This window comes from Streptomyces sp. NPDC059256 (assembly GCF_042753785.1).
GTDB lineage: Bacteria > Actinomycetota > Actinomycetes > Streptomycetales > Streptomycetaceae > Streptomyces.
The window spans coordinates 784173-802509 of record NZ_JBHYZO010000003.1 but is presented as its reverse complement, the minus strand read 5'-3'; the positions used below and the strand labels follow the sequence as shown (position 1 = coordinate 802509).

At 71.0% G+C, this 18337-nt stretch carries 14 protein-coding genes, 1 other RNA gene and 1 pseudogene; 9 read left to right on the top strand and 7 right to left on the bottom strand.

The annotated features are described in order from the left end of the window. Nucleotides 1-213: 213 nt before the first annotated feature. The 3 genes from ACFXJL_RS11450 to ACFXJL_RS11440 all read right to left on the bottom strand — a co-directional run bounded on the left by ACFXJL_RS11450 (nt 214) and on the right by ACFXJL_RS11440 (nt 4389). The gene (locus ACFXJL_RS11450) at nt 214-1515 is read right to left on the bottom strand and encodes an AMP-binding protein (protein WP_384691328.1); all 1302 of its coding nucleotides are present in this window, start codon (nt 1513-1515) and stop codon (nt 214-216) included. Nucleotides 1516-2459: 944 nt separating this feature from the next. Continuing rightward, an RNA gene (gene rnpB / locus ACFXJL_RS11445) (RNase P RNA component class A) lies at nt 2460-2872 on the bottom strand. An 80-nt stretch (nt 2873-2952) separates the two neighbouring features. Next, on the bottom strand, nt 2953-4389 hold the full coding sequence (locus ACFXJL_RS11440; RefSeq protein ID WP_384691325.1) for an RNB domain-containing ribonuclease: 1437 nt from the start codon (nt 4387-4389) through the stop codon (nt 2953-2955). Between the two features lie 206 nt (nt 4390-4595). On the opposite strand from ACFXJL_RS11440, the gene yaaA reads away from it, so the two are divergent. The 4 genes from yaaA (at nt 4596) to ACFXJL_RS11420 (ending at nt 8157) form a co-directional block, all read left to right on the top strand. Then, nucleotides 4596-5396: a peroxide stress protein YaaA gene (yaaA, locus tag ACFXJL_RS11435; protein ID WP_384691322.1), complete on the top strand. Its 801-nt coding sequence runs from the start codon at nt 4596-4598 to the stop codon at nt 5394-5396. A 78-nt stretch (nt 5397-5474) separates the two neighbouring features. Further along, complete coding sequence (eda, locus tag ACFXJL_RS11430) at nt 5475-6092, top strand: bifunctional 4-hydroxy-2-oxoglutarate aldolase/2-dehydro-3-deoxy-phosphogluconate aldolase (RefSeq protein WP_384644439.1); 618 nt, start codon at nt 5475-5477, stop codon at nt 6090-6092. Between the two features lie 268 nt (nt 6093-6360). After that, on the top strand, nt 6361-7617 hold the full coding sequence (locus tag ACFXJL_RS11425) for an arsenic transporter (protein ID WP_384691399.1): 1257 nt from the start codon (nt 6361-6363) through the stop codon (nt 7615-7617). A gap of 42 nt (nt 7618-7659) precedes the next feature. After that, the gene (locus ACFXJL_RS11420) at nt 7660-8157 is read left to right on the top strand and encodes a universal stress protein (protein ID WP_384691319.1); all 498 of its coding nucleotides are present in this window, start codon (nt 7660-7662) and stop codon (nt 8155-8157) included. A 34-nt stretch (nt 8158-8191) separates the two neighbouring features. Here the strand turns inward: ACFXJL_RS11420 and ACFXJL_RS11415 are convergent, their stop codons facing one another. Genes ACFXJL_RS11415 through ACFXJL_RS11405 form a run of 3 tightly spaced genes read right to left on the bottom strand, consistent with a single transcriptional unit; the run spans nt 8192 to nt 11066 of the window. After that, entirely contained in the window at nt 8192-9475 is a 1284-nt protein-coding gene (locus ACFXJL_RS11415) for a bifunctional RNase H/acid phosphatase (protein ID WP_384691316.1), read from the bottom strand. Continuing rightward, complete coding sequence (locus ACFXJL_RS11410; protein ID WP_358882342.1) at nt 9475-10218, bottom strand: C4-type zinc ribbon domain-containing protein; 744 nt, start codon at nt 10216-10218, stop codon at nt 9475-9477. The genes ACFXJL_RS11415 and ACFXJL_RS11410 overlap by 1 nt, the downstream gene beginning before the upstream one ends. Continuing rightward, complete coding sequence (locus tag ACFXJL_RS11405; protein ID WP_358882334.1) at nt 10215-11066, bottom strand: Nif3-like dinuclear metal center hexameric protein; 852 nt, start codon at nt 11064-11066, stop codon at nt 10215-10217. The genes ACFXJL_RS11410 and ACFXJL_RS11405 overlap by 4 nt, the downstream gene beginning before the upstream one ends. Before the next feature lie 521 nt (nt 11067-11587). Between ACFXJL_RS11405 and ACFXJL_RS11400 the strand changes: the two genes are divergently transcribed. After that, complete coding sequence (locus ACFXJL_RS11400) at nt 11588-12802, top strand: hypothetical protein (protein ID WP_384644433.1); 1215 nt, start codon at nt 11588-11590, stop codon at nt 12800-12802. A 415-nt stretch (nt 12803-13217) separates the two neighbouring features. Beyond that, a pseudogene (locus ACFXJL_RS11395) lies at nt 13218-13664 on the top strand (response regulator); the annotation flags it as partial. Between the two features lie 95 nt (nt 13665-13759). Here ACFXJL_RS11395 and ACFXJL_RS11390 read toward each other — a convergent pair. Continuing rightward, on the bottom strand, nt 13760-15202 hold the full coding sequence (locus ACFXJL_RS11390) for an MFS transporter (RefSeq protein ID WP_384640688.1): 1443 nt from the start codon (nt 15200-15202) through the stop codon (nt 13760-13762). Nucleotides 15203-15410: 208 nt separating this feature from the next. Here ACFXJL_RS11390 and ACFXJL_RS11385 point away from each other — a divergent pair, with 208 nt between their 5' ends. The 3 genes from ACFXJL_RS11385 to ACFXJL_RS11375 all read left to right on the top strand — a co-directional run bounded on the left by ACFXJL_RS11385 (nt 15411) and on the right by ACFXJL_RS11375 (nt 18293). Further along, a complete protein-coding gene (locus ACFXJL_RS11385; protein WP_384691312.1) occupies nt 15411-16082 on the top strand; it encodes a class I SAM-dependent methyltransferase in 672 nt (223 codons plus the stop codon). A 168-nt stretch (nt 16083-16250) separates the two neighbouring features. After that, the gene (locus tag ACFXJL_RS11380; protein ID WP_384640948.1) at nt 16251-17162 is read left to right on the top strand and encodes an N-acetylmuramoyl-L-alanine amidase; all 912 of its coding nucleotides are present in this window, start codon (nt 16251-16253) and stop codon (nt 17160-17162) included. Nucleotides 17163-17474: 312 nt separating this feature from the next. Continuing rightward, entirely contained in the window at nt 17475-18293 is an 819-nt protein-coding gene (locus ACFXJL_RS11375; RefSeq protein ID WP_358882338.1) for a hypothetical protein, read from the top strand. The last annotated feature ends 44 nt before the right edge of the window (nt 18294-18337 follow it).

The window sequence follows — 18337 nt, the reverse complement described above, 5'->3', positions numbered from 1 at the left end:
CCGGCATCACCCTCACCGCCACCACCCTCGGCCTCATCGCCGCCCTCGTCATCACCATCTCCATCCACCACCACCCCACCACCTCACCCACAGAAGCAACCGCGCAGGAAGAGCCGACACCGGCTCCGTAGAACCCCGCGGGCCTTGGTTCCGGTCCATCCAGCCGGAACCAAGGCCCGCGTCCCGTCGGCACTCACGGCACGACGGAAGGAGTCACATCTGGTGGTCGCACTCATAGAAGATGATCTTGCGGGCGAGTGCCACCCGATTGGTCACATCGAGCTTGGTGAAACTGTTGCGCACATGGGTGCCCACGGTGTGCACCGAGAGGTTCAGTCGCATGGCGATCTCCTTGTTGGTGAGCCCTTCAGCCACCAACTTCGCGACCGAGGTCTCCGCATGGGTCAACCCGCACATCCTCCCCAACACCTCTGCGGGAGAGGACTCCACCGGCTCGGTCCGGCGCGCCTGACCTCCGTCCGGGAACTGCTCCGCCCGCCTGGCCTCCGGGATCGTCGTCACCACCGCCTCAGCGCACGCCCCGGACTTCCCGGGCGCGATGGCGACTTCGAGCGGCCCCAGCCACTCAGGGCGTCCGGTGTACGACTCGCACAGGACGTACCGGAGGGTGGAGTCACCAGCTCCGTGACCGGCCAGCCCGAGGACCTGCCGGACCATGAGCGGGGACAGATGCACCGCGGTCGCCCGGTACCTGCCCACCGCGTCGACCACGTTCTCGGGGCCGGTGGCCCCACCGCTCATCAGGACCACCCTCACCCCCTCCAGGGTCCACAACAGGAGTTCCCAGACGGACACGGTCAGCGGGCGGGAGGGGACGTAGAGGAGGGTGTCGCCCGAGCCGACGCGGTTGCCCTGCCAGGCTCCGCGCGCCTGTCCGACGACCGATCGGTGGGTGAGTTCGACACACCTGTCGGACCCAACGCTCCGAGCGTCCTCCAGTACGCACGCCACCACGTCCGAATCGAGCCGATACGACTGGCCTCGCCCCATGCCGTCGTACGCCCGCGATGCGCGACCCCGTAGAGCATCGGAGATCGCGTGCGGCGACGGACGTCCCTGTTCGGGATCGCCGACATCCGCCGGGGATCGCAGAGGAGTGGGACGCGTGAGGGCGGCGGCGAGGTCCACTGACACATGCGCACCCGCTTTGAGGACACCCAGCAGACCTGGCAGAGCCTCCATGGGGTCCTCCGTCGATAAGTACACCCGCTCACCTGGGACGATGCCGCGCTCGCGCAGTAACTCGGCGACATGGTCGGAGAGTTTGTCGACCTCGGCGTAGGAGAGGGAGGATCCCAACGTGTCGTGGGTCAGCGCCGCATGGTGGGGGGTCAGAGCGGCCTGACGGGCGAACAGCCCGTGCAAGGTGTCCTCTGTGGGACAGCGAGGGTTGGGCCCCTGGTGCCAATACTCGGTACCGACGTGTTGCAGGCCCACATGACTCGTCTCCCTGTCCCGATCTCCGATTCCACGGTAGGAACGAGCAGTACTCATGAAGTTACCCTCCTGACAGCAGGTGATCCGGTGCCGACAGCCTCTGGGCGGACCGCCTGGTGGGGCACCACTCCCGCTACGCCAGCGGGCAGGGCCACGGTCTCGAGTGGGAGCGCACACGATGGCGCCCCGAATCCCAACGGCCGGGGCTCCGGACGACAGAACAGCATGGTGAACGGGGATTCCGCGCTCAACGGCGCGCCGGCCGCACCGCAACCCGTCTGCGGCCGAGATCGCGGACGTCGGGCACACGATTGTGTCGATGGCCCATCGCACTCGGCAGCGGCCCGCTCTCAGCCGGAACCGTCCGGTCACAGTGCCGGCCGGGGGGAAACTTCGTCGGACACGGCGGATGACAGTGCGTCAGCCGAGCGGGTGCCGGCCGTCGCCGGAACGACGACGGCAGCCCTCTGCGCATCACGACATACATCCGGAGCCCGTCCTTCCCCCGTGTGAGCCTTGCTCCGCATCCCAGTGCCGTCGACGAGTACCCGAAGCGGATCAGTAAAGTCTTGGCATGGCGTGAATCCGGCCGCAAGAGTGGGCTACCCACATGGCTCAAACCCTCGTTCGTTTCTGGATGACGGCGGACACTGTCCGAAAGAGGGACACCACACGCCACAAGCAGCGCCACGGGACACACAAATCACCAGGTGATGCACCTCTCCGCCGACCCTGGTGCCGGTTTCCGCACCGCTTCGGCCCCAGGTCGCACAAGAGGGATTGGCCTGAGCACATCGACCCTTCTGGCGCCACTCGACACGAACGGCTACCGGACAGTGACTCAATCAGAGCGCTGCGCATCTGGAGGCTCCTGGCCCGACTTCCCCACCCGTTACGTCCGACGGCGGGGCGGGTACATCCATCCAGGTCGGGCGGACCAACGCCTCCACCACAACAGGTGCGGGATCCTCGGAAAGATCCTGGTCAGGGGCCTTGAGGGGCAGACGAGTCGGGCTGTACGCCGGATTTTGTGCCCCGGGACCTCGCGGTCTTCGGGGCGACGGCCATCCATCTAGGGCCGGTGTTGCCACCGGCCTCGTGCGGTCTACCCGCGGACTCGGGCGGGCAGCCCTCGAACGTCCGCGCAGAGTGGCCTGTTACAGCCTCTCCTCTTGACCTTGCTCCGGGTGGGGTTTACCTAGCTGCCCAGGTCACCCTGGGCACTGGTGGTCTCTTACACCACCGTTTCACCCTTACCGAGGCCCGTACGGATACGGTCCCCGGCGGTTTGTTTTCTGTGGCACTGTCCCGCGGGTCACCCCGGGTGGCCGTTAGCCACCACCCTGCCGTGTGGAGTCCGGACGTTCCTCGGGAAGAGCCCGAAGGATCTTCACGCGGCCGTCCGCCCGGCTCGTCTGCCGTGCTGGCCATCGTACCCGCCGTTGCCGGGCGGTCGGGCACGCGGCAGGGGTGCGGCGCCCGGCGGTGACCCGGTCAGGCGGGGACGAACAGCGCCTTCGCCGTGCCGGGGGACGCCTGGGTGAGGCGGACCCGCAGCGATCCGCCGAGGGGGAGTTCACGGCCGGCCTCGATGCGTCCGACCACGGCCGGGTCCTCCAGGTGGACGGTGCCGACGGTGGGCTCGTTCTCCTTGACGTCGACCACGATCGCGTCGAACTCCTCGCCCACCCGACCGCTGAGCAGAGCGGCCTCGACGAGGTCGACGCATTCGCGTTCCACCGTGTTGGCGCGCCGGGAGCCCTCCGCCATGCGACCCGGTAGACCCGCCAGCGCCTCCAACACCCATTCCGGCACACCCTGCCCGGCGCAGGCGGCGATGCAGAGTTCGCCCGTGTACCGGTCCACCAGTCGGCGCAGGGGCGCGGTGCAGTGGGTGTACTCGTGGGCGACCGCCGCGTGGATGGCGGGCGAGGGGAGCCGACCGCCGGTGAAGACGGTGTAGCCGGCGCCGCGGAGGAGTGCGGTGCAGTCCTGGAGGAAGGCGGCGTGGTGGGCGTCGCGCGGGTCGAGGGAGCGGATGACGTCCGCGTACGAGACATGGTGGGGCCAGTCGATGTGCAGGGCCGTGGCGGAGCGGCGCAGCCGGGCGACGGCACCGTCGGGGGCGGTCGGGAGGGTGCGCAGGATGCCCGTACCGGATTCGATCATGATGTCGGCGGCGGCCATGCCGGTCAGCAGGGAGATCTGTGCGTTCCAGCCGTCGGCGGGGCGCGGCGCGCGGTACTCCAGGGTGTAGTGGCCGTCGTCGCCGATGATCTGCTGTTCGGGGACGTTGAGGGAGATCCCGCCGCGTTCGCGCTCCAGCTCTTCCCGCAGCAGGCCGATGTCCCGGAGCAGGGCGAGCGCCGTGGGTGCGGTGCCTTCGTCGATCTGGCGCTGGGCGGTCGCGTAGTCGATTCGGGCCCGGCTGCGGACCTGGGCCCGGTGCACTTCGGCCTTGCGGGTGCGGCCTTCGGCATCGAGGTCGATCCGCCAGAGCAGTGCGGGGGCGGTCTGTCCCGGGAGGAGGCTGGCCGCGGCGTGGGAGAGGGCAGGTGGGTGCAGGGGGACCGAGCCGTCGGGGAAGTAGAGGGTCTGGACCCGGCGCTGGGCTTCGGTGTCCAGTTGCCCCCCGGGTGTGATGAAGGCGGCCGTGTCCGTGATGGCGTAGTGGACCCGGTAGCCGTTGCCGTGCCGGGCGAGGTGCATCGCCTGGTCGAGGTCCGCGGAGCCGGGCGGGTCGATGGTGAAGAGGGGGATGTCGGTGGCGTCGGTCTGCGGCAGCCGAGGGGCCGCGGCGGCGGTGTGAGCCTCGGCGAGTACGGCTGGTGGGAAGTCGTCGGGCACCCCGAGTTCCGTGCGCAGTTCACGCAGCGCGACCTGGAGCGGGGCGTTCGGCGGGCCCGTGGTGTGCAGGGGGCGGCGGGGCATGGATCGAGCGTATGGCGGGGCGGGGCGGTCGGCACTCCGGAGGCGGGGGGCCTCGGCAGGGGGCATTCCCCGGTGGGAAGGAACCCCGGCGCAGGTGGGTGAAGGGGCGAGGCGGGGCGGACGTGCCCGGCGCTGCGCGTACGCTGGCGCGGGGGATTTCGCCCTCTTGCTGCCCCTGTTCGCCATGCGCCGTGAGGAGAACGTTCGTGCTCGTGCTGTTGCCGCCGTCGGAGGGGAAGGCCGCTTCCGGGCGCGGCGCTCCGCTGAAGCCCGAGTCGCTCTCGTTGCCGGGGTTGGCCGATGCGAGGGCCGCGGTCCTGGACGAGTTGGTGGAGTTGTGCGCGGCCGACGAGGTCAAGGCGCAGCAGGTGCTCGGGCTCAGCGAGGGCCTGCGGGGCGAGGTGGCCAAGAACGTGGCGCTGCGGACCGCGGGGACCCGGCCGGCCGGCGATGTCTATACGGGGGTGCTGTACGACGCGCTCGGTCTGGCGTCGTTGGAGCCGGATGCCAGACGTCGGGCGCGGGCGTCCCTGCTGGTGTTCTCCGGACTGTGGGGGGCGGTGCGGATCGGCGACCGGATTCCGTCGTACCGCTGCTCGATGGGGGTGAAGCTGCCGGGTCTCGGCTCACTCGCCGCGCACTGGCGCGGACCGATGGAGTCGGTCATGCCGGAGGCTGCGGGTCGAGGGCTGGTACTCGATCTGCGCTCGGCGGCCTATGCGGGGGCATGGAAGCCGAAGGGGGAGCTCGCGGCCCGGACGGCGACGGTGCGGGTGCTCCACTCGCAGATCGTCGACGGTGTGGAGAAGCGTTCGGTGGTGAGCCACTTCAACAAGGCGACCAAGGGGCGGATCGTGCGGGACCTGCTGGTGTCCGGGGCCCGCCCGAAGGGGCCCGCGGAGCTGGTGGAGGTACTGCGGGAGCTCGGGCACACGGTCGAGGCCACGGCTCCCGAAGCGAAGGGACGCTCTTGGGCCCTCGATGTCGTGGTCGCCGAGATCCACTGAACGTCTGAACCAGGGAGACCCGTTGCGCCATGCGCAACGAGCGTTGCGCACAGTGAAGGTGCAGGGCAGGATGAGCGCATGACCTCCGTCCTTGATCTCGCACCCGTCATTCCTGTCGTCGTCATCGAGGACGCCCATGACGCCGTGCCGCTCGCACGCGCCCTCGTCGCCGGCGGACTGCCCGCGATCGAGGTGACGCTCAGGACACCCGCCGCGCTGGACGCCGTCCGGGCGATCGCGGCCGAGGTGCCGCAGGCGGTCATCGGCGCCGGAACGGTGATCTCCGCCGAGAACGTCAAGGCCGCGACCGACGCCGGTGCCCGATTCCTGGTCAGCCCCGGTTGGACGGATCGGCTGCTGGACGCGCTGCGGACCTCCGGTGTGCCGTTCCTGCCGGGAGTCTCCACGGTGTCGGAGGTGGTGGCCCTACTGGAGCAGGGGGTGGACGAGATGAAGTTCTTCCCCGCCGAGGCGGCGGGCGGCACCGCCTACCTCCGGTCCATCGGCGGCCCGCTCCCCCAGGCGCGTTTCTGCCCGACCGGCGGGATCTCCCCCGCCAACGCCCCCGCCTATCTGGCGCTCCCCAACGTGGGCTGTGTCGGCGGCACCTGGATGCTGCCGGCGGACGCGCTGGCCGCCAAGGACTGGGCCCGAGTGGAGGCACTGGCCGCCTCGGCCGCCGCGCTGCGGGGCTGAGCGCCCGCCGAGCGCGGACGACCGTGCGTCACCACGGATCCCATCCCGCGATGCTTCACCCCCGAGGTCGGTCCCGGGTGCCGTCGACCGGCTCTGGAAGACTCCCCTCCATGTCGCAAGCCCCTGCTCCGCGCTCCGGATCGAGCGCCGACCATGACCCCGTGGGACGACGCAGCAGCGAGCGGGGGCCGGTGCCTTCCGTCTTCGATGCGACCGCACCGGGTGGTGTCTCACCCGCCCGTACCCGCTCACCGTTCGGGGAACGGCCCTGAGCGGGGCCTGGGCGACCACGCTCTCCGTCCTGCTGCTGGTCGCCGTTCTGATCGCTGCCGTCGTCCGCCCCTGGGGTTGGCCCGAGGCCGTCATCGCCGTCCCCGCGGCGGCCCTCGCGATCGGCACCGGCCTCCTCCCCCTGAATCGGGCGTGGCAGGAGGCCGAGCAGCTCGGACCCGTGATCGGGTTCCTCGCCGCCGTACTCGTCCTCGCCCAACTCTGCGACGACGAGGGCCTCTTCCGGGCGTGCGGGGCGTGGATGGCACGCGCCGCACGGGGGCAGCCGCGGCGGCTGCTCCCCCAAGTCTTCGTGGTCGCCTCGGCGATCACCGCGGTGCTCAGCCTGGACGCCACGGTCGTCCTGCTGACCCCGGTCGTCTTCGCCACCGCCGCCCGGCTGGGCGCTCGACCGACCCCGCACGTCTACGCCTGTACCCATCTGGCCAACACGGCGTCCTTGCTGCTGCCCGTCTCCAATCTCACCAATCTCCTCGCGTTCGCCGCGAGCGGGTTGAGCTTCACCCGGTTCGCCGCCCTGATGGCGCTGCCCTGGATCGCGGCGATCGCCGTGGAGTACGTGGTGCTCCGCCGCTTCTTCGCCACCGATCTGGACGCGGGGGCGAACCCTCCCGCGGCCGTGGAGGCTCCTACGGTGCCGGTGTTCGCGCTGGCCACGGTGGTGGGCACGCTGGCGGGTTTCGTCCTCGCATCGGCTGTGGGCATCGATCCGGCGTGGGCGGCCTGCGCGGGGGCCTCGGTGCTCGCCGTACGGGCCCTCGCGAGGCGTCGTACGACGGTCCGGAAGCTGGTCCGCTCGGCGGCCCTGCCCTTCCTCGCCTTCGTCCTGGCCCTGGGCATCGTGGTGCGCGCGGTCGTCGACCACGGGCTGGCCGATGCCCTCGGCCGGTTGATGCCGGACGGCACCGATCTCGCCGCGCTGTTCGCGATCGCAGCCCTCGCGGCCGTTCTCGCCAATGTCATCAACAATCTCCCCGCGGTCCTGGTGCTGCTGCCACTGGCCGCGCCGATCGGCCCGGGCGCCGTGCTCGCGGTGTTGCTGGGCGTGAACATCGGCCCGAACCTCACCTACGCGGGTTCACTCGCCACGCTGTTGTGGCGGCAGATCGTGCGTGACCACGACAGCGAGGTGGACCTGGGTGAGTTCACCCGGTTGGGACTGCTCGCCGTGCCTGCCACGCTGGTCGTCTCGGTGCTGGCACTGTGGGCCTCGCTGGCGGTCATCGGAGTGTGATCCGCACACCGCCCGTACAACGGTCTGCTGCGGAGGTGGGTCATGACCGTGGTCGCCTGGATCGTCGAAGGCACCTGGCCGGCCTGTGTGGACGCCGTACGTCGGTACGGGGTCGGCGAGTCGGGGATCGTCCTGCTGCACGTCTCGGGGCCCCAGGTGCCGGGCGTGGCCCGGGGTGCGTACGCCGGGCTGCTGGGGCGGGGCCAGCGCGAGGCGGACCCCGGCGAGCGGGTGGTCGAACTGGCGGCGCAGTCCGCCGACCGGCTGCTCACGGCGGCGGCGCAGCGACTCGCTCTCCCCTGCACCCGGCTGGAGCGCACCGGCCGGGTCGAGCGGGAGGTGGTGGAGGCAGCCAGGGGAGCCGAACTGCTCGTCCTGGCGCGGGACGGCGATCTCACCCGTCCGGGGCCGCACAGCCTGGGCCCGGCGAGCCGTTTCGTCGTGGACCACGCGCCCTGCCCGGTGCTGTTGGTCTGGCCCGGGCCGGTGACGGCGGGTCCGGGCGGCCCGCACGCACCCGACCCGCCGCCGCGGCCATGAGCCGACCGCGCGGGCGGAAGGCGTCGGCCATGAACTAACCGCGCAGGTGCGAGGTGTCGTTCAGCAGCCGCACGGATGCGTTGCCGTCCGCGTAGTGGGCGACGACGGACACCGATGCCGCCGAGAGTTCCATCCGGAACAACGACTCGGGCGGCGCCCCGAGCGCGAGGCGGACCAGGGTCTTGATCGGTGTGACATGGGTGACCAACAGGACCGTACGCCCGGCGTAGCGGGACAGCAGCCGGTCGCGGGCGGACACCATCCGGCGGGAGACCGCGGCGAAGCTCTCGCCGCCGCCCGTCGGGGTGGCCTTCGCGGAGGACAGCCAGGCCGTCAGGTCGTCCGGGTACCGCTCCTGCACCTCGGCGAAGGTCAGCCCTTCCCAGGCGCCGAAGTCCGTCTCCCGCAGCCCGTCCTCGATATGGACGTCGATGCCCAACCGCTCGGCGACCGCTCGGGCCGTCTCCCGGCAGCGCTGGAGCGGGGAACTGACGATGTCCTGGACGGTGCCCCTGGCCAGCAGCGCTGTTGCCACGGCCTGTGCCTGTCGTCGACCCGCTTCGGAGAGGGCCGGGTCGGTGCCGCCGCTGCCCGAGAAGCGCTTCTGGGGCGTCAGCGCGGTCTCGCCGTGCCGCAACAGGACGAAGGTGGTGGGGGCGCCGAGGTCGGCGGAGGCCGCCCAGCCGACGGGCGGCGGCGCCGCCTCGACGGACCGTGCGCTCGCTGTGGTCGCTGGGGGCCCGTCGGTCTCTGGGGGCCCGTCGAGCGTGGCGCCGGTGGTCTCGGGTGCGCGCCCCGACAGGGCCGCCCGCGCTCTGGCTGCGCCGGCCGCCGCATCACCCACGACCCTGGCCGGTGCGTCGAGCTCGGCCGTGGAACGCGCCGGCTCCCACTGCCGGCCGGCCTTGCCCGCGTCCATCGCCTCGTTGGCCAAGCGGTCCGCGTGCTTGTTCTGCGCCCGCGGAATCCACTCATAGGTGACGGCCGACCGCGGAAAGACGCCGGCCGCCTCGGCGGCCAGCGGCTTCATATCGGGGTGCTTGATCTTCCAGCGCCCCGACATCTGCTCGACGACCAGTTTGGAGTCCATCCGCACATGGACGGCGGCATCGGGCGCCAAGGCGTACGCGGCCCGCAGACCGGCGATCAGACCGCGGTACTCGGCCACGTTGTTCGTCGCCACACCGATGTACTCGGCCGCCTCGGCCAACGTCTCGCCGGTGCTCGCGTCGATCACCGCCGCACCGTAGCCCGCCGGTCCCGGATTGCCCCGGGAGCCGCCGTCGGCCTCGACGACGAACCTCCGCACGGCGGTCACTACAGCCCCGACTCCTGGGTACGGACCAGAATCCGACGGCAGTTCTCGCAGCGCAGCACCGTATCGCGGGGTGCGGCGCGCACCTCGTTGACCTCGGTGATGTTCAGCTCCAACTGGCAGCCCTCGCAGCGGCGCTGGAAGAGGCGAGCCGCGCCCACTCCGCCCTGCTGGACCCGGAGCTTCTCGTACAGCTTCAACAGGTCGGCCGGGACGACGGCCGAAATGGTCTCGCGCTCCTTCGTCGCCGCCGCGGCTTCGTCGTCCAACTCCTGGGTGGCGCTGTCGCGGCGGGCGGTGGCGAGGTCGGCCTTGGCCTGCACGGAGGCGACGCGCTCGGTCAGCTCCTTGACCCGCTCCTGCGCCGCCTCACGGCGCTCCATCACATCGAGGACGATGTCCTCCAGGTCGCCCTGGCGCTTGGCGAGGGAGACGATCTCGCGCTGGAGGCTCTCCAGGTCCTTGGGGGAGCTGACCGCGCCGGAGTCCAACCGCTGCTGGTCGCGTACGGCGCGCTGGCGCACCTGGTCCACGTCCTGCTCGGCCTTCGTCTGCTCGCGGGCGGTGTCGCTCTCCTGCGTCTGCGCCGCGACGAGCAGGTCGCGCAGCTGGGTGACGTCCTTGGTGAGCGAGTCGATCTCGGCGTGCTCCGGCAGCGACTGCCGCTTGTGGGCAAGCTGCGACAGTCGTACGTCGAGGGCCTGGACGTCGAGGAGTCGGATCTGGTCGGCGGGCGCGGCGTTCAGTTGGGGGCTCCAGGAGAAGAGAGACGTGAAGAGAGTTGGGAGGTCCAGGGATCGGTGACCGTGCGCGAGACATGGACCCGAAGGTTCCAGCCGTGCCGGTCGGAGATCTCGTCGAGCTGGCTGGCCGCGAGTTCGCACCAGGGCCATTCGGTGGCCCAGTGTGCGGCATCCACCAGGCCCAGCGGGGAGCGCTGGGTGGCTTCGGAGACCGGATGGTGACGCAGATCGGCGGTGAGGAAGGCGTCCACGCCTGCTGACCTCACCACGTCGAAGAGGCTGTCGCCCGAGCCGCCGCTCACGGCGACCGTGTGCACGACGGCGTCCGGGTCGCCCGCGAAGCGGATTCCCTGGGCGGTGGCGGGCAGTCGCTCGGCGGCCCTGGCGGCGAACTCCGCCAGGGTCTGGGGGTGGTCCAGCTCACAGATGCGGCCGAGCCCGCGGCGCCCGGAGGCATCGGTGGGATCGGGCACCAGGGGGCGTACGACCCGTAGGTCCAGAGCGCCCGCGAGGGCGTCGGAGACACCGGGGTCCGCGGTGTCGGCGTTGGTGTGCGCGACGTGCAGGGCGATGTCGTTCTTGATCAGGCTGTGGATGACACGGCCCTTGAAGTGGCCGGCTGCGACCGTCGTCGTACCGCGCAGGTAGAGCGGGTGATGGGTGACGATCAGCTGGGCCCCGATGTCGACCGCCTCGTCCGCGATCTCCTGGACCGGGTCGACGGCGAACAGCACCCGCTGCACCTGTGCGCCGGGGTCACCGCAGACGGTGCCTACGGCGTCCCACTGCTCGGCCCGCGCGGGTGGCCACAGGGCGTCGAGGGCGTCGATGACTTCAGAGAGGCGGGGCACGCAGACAGGTTACCCGCGCCGGGTGTGGCCCTGTTCCTGAGCGCTGGAGAGCGGCGGGAGGACGGTGGGTGCATCGCCGACGACGGGGCTACTTCTTCGGGGGCTTCGGGGGTCTTCGATCGCCTTCGGTCGTCTTCGGTTGCCTTCGGTTGGCTCCGTCGGCGCCGTCAGGCCCGGGCTGTCGGAATCCGTTCGGACGCGGGCGGGCCAGGACGCATCGAATTCGGGGTCATATTCGGTTCGGGAACGGATCTTCGGAGCGTCGCAACAGCGCTGCGCCCTCTCCTCGAAGCCCTTCGGACCTGGGACGGAGCCCCGAGGAGTGCTGTGGACAGCGGACTGTGGAGAGTTGGGCGACGACCGGCGCGGCATCCGGAGGCATCCAGACGCCGCCCGAGCACAAACGGTTCCGCAGGCATCGGCGATTCGCCTCCCCACCATCCGTTTGTGTGAACGAGGAGGACTCGTGAGGTTCGGTTGGGCGTGCGAAATCTAGCTTCGTGACCGGAGGTGACGAACCGATGACAGCCTGTGCCATCGAGTCCGCCGCGCGGGACACGGCGCCGGAAGCAATCCGTACGCGAGCGGCGTCGAGCGCGTTCACGATCACGGCGAACGGCGCCTACGGGGCGCGGCTGGCGGGGGCGGGTGAGGCCCTGTTCCCCGAGCGATGGACGCTCCGGGGGTCCGCGCCGCACGCCGTACCGCTGCCGCTGGCCCAGCCCGAGGAGGCGGGTACCGACCTTCAGCCGCTCGCCGACGGGAGGGTGCTGATCCGGCGAGCAGTGGCCGGGCGGCATCTCTTCTCGCTGCTGTACCCCGCGGGTCCGGGAACGGGAGAGCTTCCCATCGGCGGGATCGAGACGCCCGACCTCGTACTGCTTCCGCCCGCGCCCGACGGGCGCAGCGTCTATGCGATCGCCCCCGGGGAACGGGCCTCCGCGATCTGGCTGGTGGTGGGCGGCGCCTTCGGCCCCGAGCAGTTGGCCGTCGTCCCCGGACACTGCTCGGGCGGGGTGTGGCTGGACCGCGAAGGGCGCATGCTGGCCCTCGACCGTCGGCTGGACGGGGGTCCGTGCAAGTCGATCGCCGTGGACCTGCGGCGCGGCGGCGAAGTGATGCCGCTCCTCCAGGTAGCCGACGGCAGCGAGGACCGGTTGCTCCTGGCCGACGTGGACAGCGGTCTGCTGCTGATCCGGTCGGACGCGCCGGGACGGGACCGGCTCGGGTGGGGCGTGTGGGGAAGCGGGTTGCCGATCCGATTCCCCAAGTCCCTGCAACCGACGGACCCCGCGGTGTCCGTGACCCCCTTCGCCCTCCAGTCGGGGCGGTCGCTGGCGCCGGAGCGGTGCGCGGTGGCGTTGTGCGTTCGGGGTGGCGACGGCGGTGCGCACCTCGGGGTCTGGCGGCCCGAGGGGCGCCGACTCCACCAACGGCCAGGGCCCGACGGCTGGCTGACCGGTGCGGGGTGGTGGGACCCGAACGGCGTGTTGGGGCTGCCGGTGGTGACCCCGGCGATGCCGTGCGCCATCGCCCGGATCGGCACGGCGAGCGTCTTCACCGACGGCAGGCGCACGATGGTCGGGGCGCTCGACAGCGATCTGCGGAACGCGGGCGCCGAAGGGGTCGCGGAAGCGCCGTCGAGCACCGGCCGTGGGGCCTTGGGCGCACCGGACGGCTACCGACCGATCCCGTTGCAGCAGGCACCGCTCGGTGGACGCATCGGTCCTGGTTAGACTTTTCGCCCTCAAAGTCATTCAGCGACTACAACGGGGGGCAGTCCCACATGTCTGAAGCCGGAACCGACACGATCGAGACGCCTGCGCACGAGGCGACGGAGTCTGCGGCCAACGGCGCTGGAAAGCACCGGGGGGTGGCGGCTGCTGCGGAGGACTCCGCAGCAGAACCGCATGGCAAGCACCGCCGCCTGGGACCATCGGGCGCGGCGACGAGCTGACGAGGAGTGAGGGCCCTCGACCAGGGTCCTTCGGCCGGGTCCGGTTCTCCGTAGGCACGGGAGGCACGGGAAGCACGGCGACACGGCGACACGGCGACACGGCGACACGGCGGCATCCGTGTTCACTGCGTGATGCCGGAGGCGTCCTCCCAGGTCGCGGACGTTTCCGCACCTACGATGACGCCGTGGAAGAGATGCCGCGGGACCATCGCCCCGCCCCCTCGTTGCGCATCCTGCTCGCCGAGGACGACAGCGGGCAGCACGGCGCACTCGCACTGCTCCTCGGACTGGTGCCGGGGTTCCGTGTGATCGCCGAGGTGGGACGTGGTGACGAGGTGGTCCGGACGGCGCTGGAGACCCGGCCCGACATCGCCCTGCTGGAGGTCGAACTCCCCGGGCTGAACGGGCTGGACGCCGCAGCGGCACTGCGGGAAGAGGTACCGGAGTGCCGAGTGGTGATCCTGGCGACCTCATCCCGCCCCGGCCAGTTGCGTCGTGCACTCGACGCCGGGGTGTCGGGCTTCGTGGTGAAGGACGGCCCGGTGGACGACCTGGCACGGACGGTGCGCAGGGTGCTCACCGGCGAGGTGGTCATCGATCCGGCGTTGGCGAAGGGCGAGTTGGACGGGGAGCCGCAACCCTGACCGCCCGTCCCTTCCGCTCCCGCTGGGGTCCCAGCGCACCGCCCGGGACCGTGCGGGCATGACCCCGGGCCCGGCGCTGTCCGCACAGAACGTCAGTTGGCGTCCGCGCGGCGCGGCAGCCAGAGCGCCATCAGCGCGGCTCCGACGAGCAGCAGTCCGGCGCCCACCCGGAAGGCGAGTGCGTACCCGTCGGTCAGATCGGTCGCAGCCGTACTGTCCCCGGTGCGTGACGCCGCGACCGTCGAGAAGATCGCCAGGCCCAGGGCGCCGCCCATCGTGCGCGAGGTGTTGATCAGCCCGGAGACCAGACCGGCGTCCCCTGGCCCCGCCCCCGCCATCGCCAGCGCGGCGAGCGGGGTGGCCGACAGGCCGATGCCCATCATCATCAGCACACCAGGAATCATGATCGCCGTGAAGTAGCCGCCGTCGGCGGTCATCGTCGACTGCCAGCCGAGACCCGTCGCGGCCACCAGGGCGCCGATCACGGCGATGTTCGCCGCTCCTGCCCGGGGCATCAGCCGGGGCGCGAGGGTTGAGCCGACCACCACGGCGATCGAGCTGGGTATGAGGGCCAACCCGGCTTTCAGGGGTGAGTAGTCCAGGACGTTCTGGGCGTACATCGTCATAAAGAACCACATGGTGAACGACGCCGAACCGATGATCATCATCGTGACGTTGGCCGCGGTGACCGCTCGTGAGCGGAACACCTTCAGCGGCATGAGCGGGACGGCGGTCCTGGCCTCCACCAGTGCGAAGACTCCCAACACGATGAGACCGCCCAGCAGGGGCAGCAGCGTCTCGACGGAGATCCAACCGACTTCCTCGGTCTGGACGATCCCGTAGGCAACGGCTGCCAGTCCGGCGGTGACCAGGACCGCGCCGGGCAGATCGAGGCGACGGCTCACACTCTCCCGGCTCTCGGTGAGCCAGAAGACGGCGCCGGCGATGACGAGTGCCCCCACCGGCACATTGATGAGGAGCACCCAGCGCCAGGAGAGCAGATCGGTGAGCGCTCCGCCCACGAACCCACCGGCCGCGCCGCCTGCGGCACCCACGGCCGACCAGGTGCCGATCGCCCGGGTCCTGGCGGGGCCCGCGGGGACGGCCGAGGTCACGATGGTGAGGGTGGCGGGTGCGAGCACGGCAGCGCCGAGGCCCTGGACGCCGCGGGCGGCGAGCAGCTGCCACCCCTCCTGGGCCAGTCCACCGGCGAGGGAGGCGACGGTGAAGAGGCCGAGGCCGAAGAGGAAGGTCCTCTTGCGCCCGAAGATGTCGGCGGCCCGACCGCCGAGGAGCATGAATCCGGCGAACGCGATGGCGTAGGCGTTGAGCACCCACTGCAGGCCGGCGGTGGAGAGCCCGAGGTCGGCGCGCATGGACGGGAGGGCCACGTTGACGACCGAGACGTCGAGGACGACGAGGAACTGCCCGGCGCAGGCGGCGAAGAGGACGAGCAGGGTGCGCGTGGTGCGGGGTGTGGGGGTGGATATGAGGGTCTGCTGGATGTCTGTGGGGGCTGGGGCCATGGATGCCATGGTCCCAGCCCCTGGACGGCCGGCACATCAGGATTTCGATGGACCCGGTGGCGGCAGGCGTCAGAGACCGCCCTGAGCCGCGGCGGCCCATGCCGCCCCCACGCACACCGCCCACGAGCCTTGCGGGTGCCGCCCGCGTGTTCTTCCGGACGGGCTATACGGCAGCATGAGCGCCAGAACACCCTGACGACCAGGAGGATCCTCACCCATGCCCGCCGTCGCACCCGCGCAGGACCCCGCCGTCGCACCCGCGCAGGACGTCCTCGCCGCCTTCGTCGGCACCAAGGGGTTTATGCCCGTCTCCGAGGGGCTGGCACTGTACGAGGCCGCGACGGAGGCGGGAGCGCTCGGGCTGCCCCTCCTTGAGGTGGGGACCTACTGCGGGCGCTCGACCATCCTGCTCGCCGCCGCGGCGCGGGCGGCCGGGGTCACGGCCGTCACCGTCGACCACCACCGGGGCAGCGAGGAGCAGCAGCCGGGTTGGGAGTACCACGACCCTTCGGTCGTCGATCCCGAACTGGGCCGGATGGACACCCTGCCGACGTTCCGTCGGGCGCTGCACCGGGCCGGACTTGAGGAGCACGTGGTGGCGGTGGTCGGCCGTTCCCCGCAGGTGGCACGGTTGTGGGGAACCCCGCTCGGGCTGGTCTTCATCGACGGCGGACACACCGATGAGCACGCGGGCGGCGACTACGACGGTTGGGCGCCGTACCTCGCGGACGGCGGGCTGCTGGTGATCCACGATGTCTTCCCCGATCCCGCGGACGGTGGACAGGCGCCCTATAGGATCTACTGCCGTGCGGTGGCCTCGGGAGGATTCACCGAGGTCTCGGTGACGGAGTCGCTGCGGGTCCTGCGTCGCACCGGCCCGCTCGGCTGACCTCGCGCAACCGCACGTCCCTCCCTCAGGACACCCACGGCACCCGGAGCCCGCGAACCGGCCCGGCCTGCGTCCGACGCGCCCACGACATCCCGTCGAACCGGACGGAACCGTCAAAGAGGCCCTACGATCGCCGACGTGCCGCACGACGAGACCGCAGCAACGCCCATGCCGGCCGCCCCCAGGCGCCGCCGGCCTTCCGGAGTCCTGATCGCCCTCGCCCTCAGCATCGTCGCCCTGCTGGCGGGTTCGCTGACGGGCTGGCTGTTGTCGCGGTCCACGGGCGAACCGTCCGACGCAAAGGGGTCGTCGGCGGGCGTCGCATCAAGATCCCCGGCACCTTCACCGGGCGGGCGGTCGGCGGACGCCGGAGCACCGTCGGCACCGAGCAGCCGTGAGGCGCGCGGCAGCCTCGCGGGCAAGACCGTGGTCATCGACCCGGGGCACAATCCCGGCAACTTCCGGCACCCCGAGGAGATCGGGCGGCTGGTCGACGCGGGAACCCATCGCAAGGAGTGCGACACCACCGGCACCTCCACCAACAACGGATACACGGAGGCCGAGTTCACCCGGGATGTGTCACAACGGCTGCGCAAGCTGTTGGAACGACAGGGCGCCCGCGTCTCCTTCACCCATGACGGCGACCGCCCCTTCGGTCCCTGTGTGGACGAGCGGGCTCGCCGCGGCAACGAGGCGAAGGCGGATGCCGTCATCTCGGTCCACGCCGACGGCTCCGATCGGGGCAATCGTGGCTTCCATATGATCCTCCCCGGTCCGGTCACCACCGGCTCGGCCGACACCACGGGGATCATCGGCCCCTCCCGGGAGCTGGGCGAGCGCATCGCCGACAGCTTCGCCCGCACGACCGGCAGCGCCCGCTCGAACTACGTCGGCAACGGCAGCGGTCTGCACGTCCGTACAGATCTCGGCGGGCTCAATCTGTCCACCGTGCCGAAAGTCTTCATCGAGTGCGGCAACATGCGGGACGCCCAGGACGCAGCACTGCTGACCAGCCCCCGCTGGCGGCAGTTGGCCGCGCGGGGCATCGCCTCGGGACTCCAGGACTTCCTGGAGAAATAGGCAGCTCAGCCGGGGTGCGCGGCGCTTCGGACCGCCGTGGGCGCACAGGGTTCGGCGAGTTGTTCGCAGCCAGCGCAGGGGTGTTCGATCCGCTGTTCCATCGCACTGGTCGCGGATTCCGATAGCGTCTCGATCAGGCCGCTGATCAGAGGCGGGTGCCATCACCTGGCAGACGTCCTGATCGGGCAGACGATAGATTCACCCTACGATGGCACGTCACACCCGAGCCATGTGCTGCACAAACCTCCTCCAGCGGCAGCGATGACCGCCCGTTGAGATGACCGACAGACGACCGACAAAGGACTTCGTTACGTGAACATCCGCTCCCTCACACGAGGCGATGGCGTGGTGATCGGAGCAGCGGTACTGCTGTTCATCGCCTCGTTCCTCAGCACGTTCGACTGCGAGGCCACGTGCGGAGAGATTTCCGCCTGGGACAGCGGGTCCCTGCTCCTCAGCGTCTATCTGGCCGGCATCATCAGTGCGGCGCTGATCGTCCTCTCCCATCTGTTGCCCCGGCCGCCGAAGGTGCTCGGTCTGGAACTCGGCCAGATCGGACTCGTCCTGGCCGTCTTCACCGCCTGGTCCGCGCTCGGTGCGATCTTCGACCCGGCCGGTTCCCTGAGTGACGGCGGGATCTCCTTCGACGCGGGCGCGGGCCTGATCCTCGGCTTCATCGCCGCACTGGTACTGGCCGCGGGTGCGGTCGGCAACCAACTGGTCGGCGCGCTCAAGGCCCCCCTGATCGGCGCCCCTCGTCCGGCGGCCCCCGCAGCGCCCTACGGCGGTCAGCCGCAGGGCGGTTACGGCTACCCGGGAGCCCAGCAGCAGCCCTACCCCCAGCAGGGTCAGCCCCAGCAGCCCCAGCAGGGCCAGCAGCCCTCGTACGGTGGACAGCCGCAGCACGGGCAGGCCGCGCCCCAGGGCGGGGGCGACTTCGCTCCGTTCTGGTTCGCGGTGCCGGTGGCCCGTCCGCTGTACGGCGAGGACGGCTCGCCCACGCCGATCGCGGAACTCGCGCCGGGCACCTGGTACCTGGCCGTCGACCAGCGCGGTCAGGGTCTGATCGCCCAGACCCAGGACGGCCGCCGCGGTCTGCTCCAGGACACCACGGGCATCCAGCGCGGCTGAGCCCCGAACACCGATGGCCCTCCGTCCCGCAAGGGGCGGAGGGC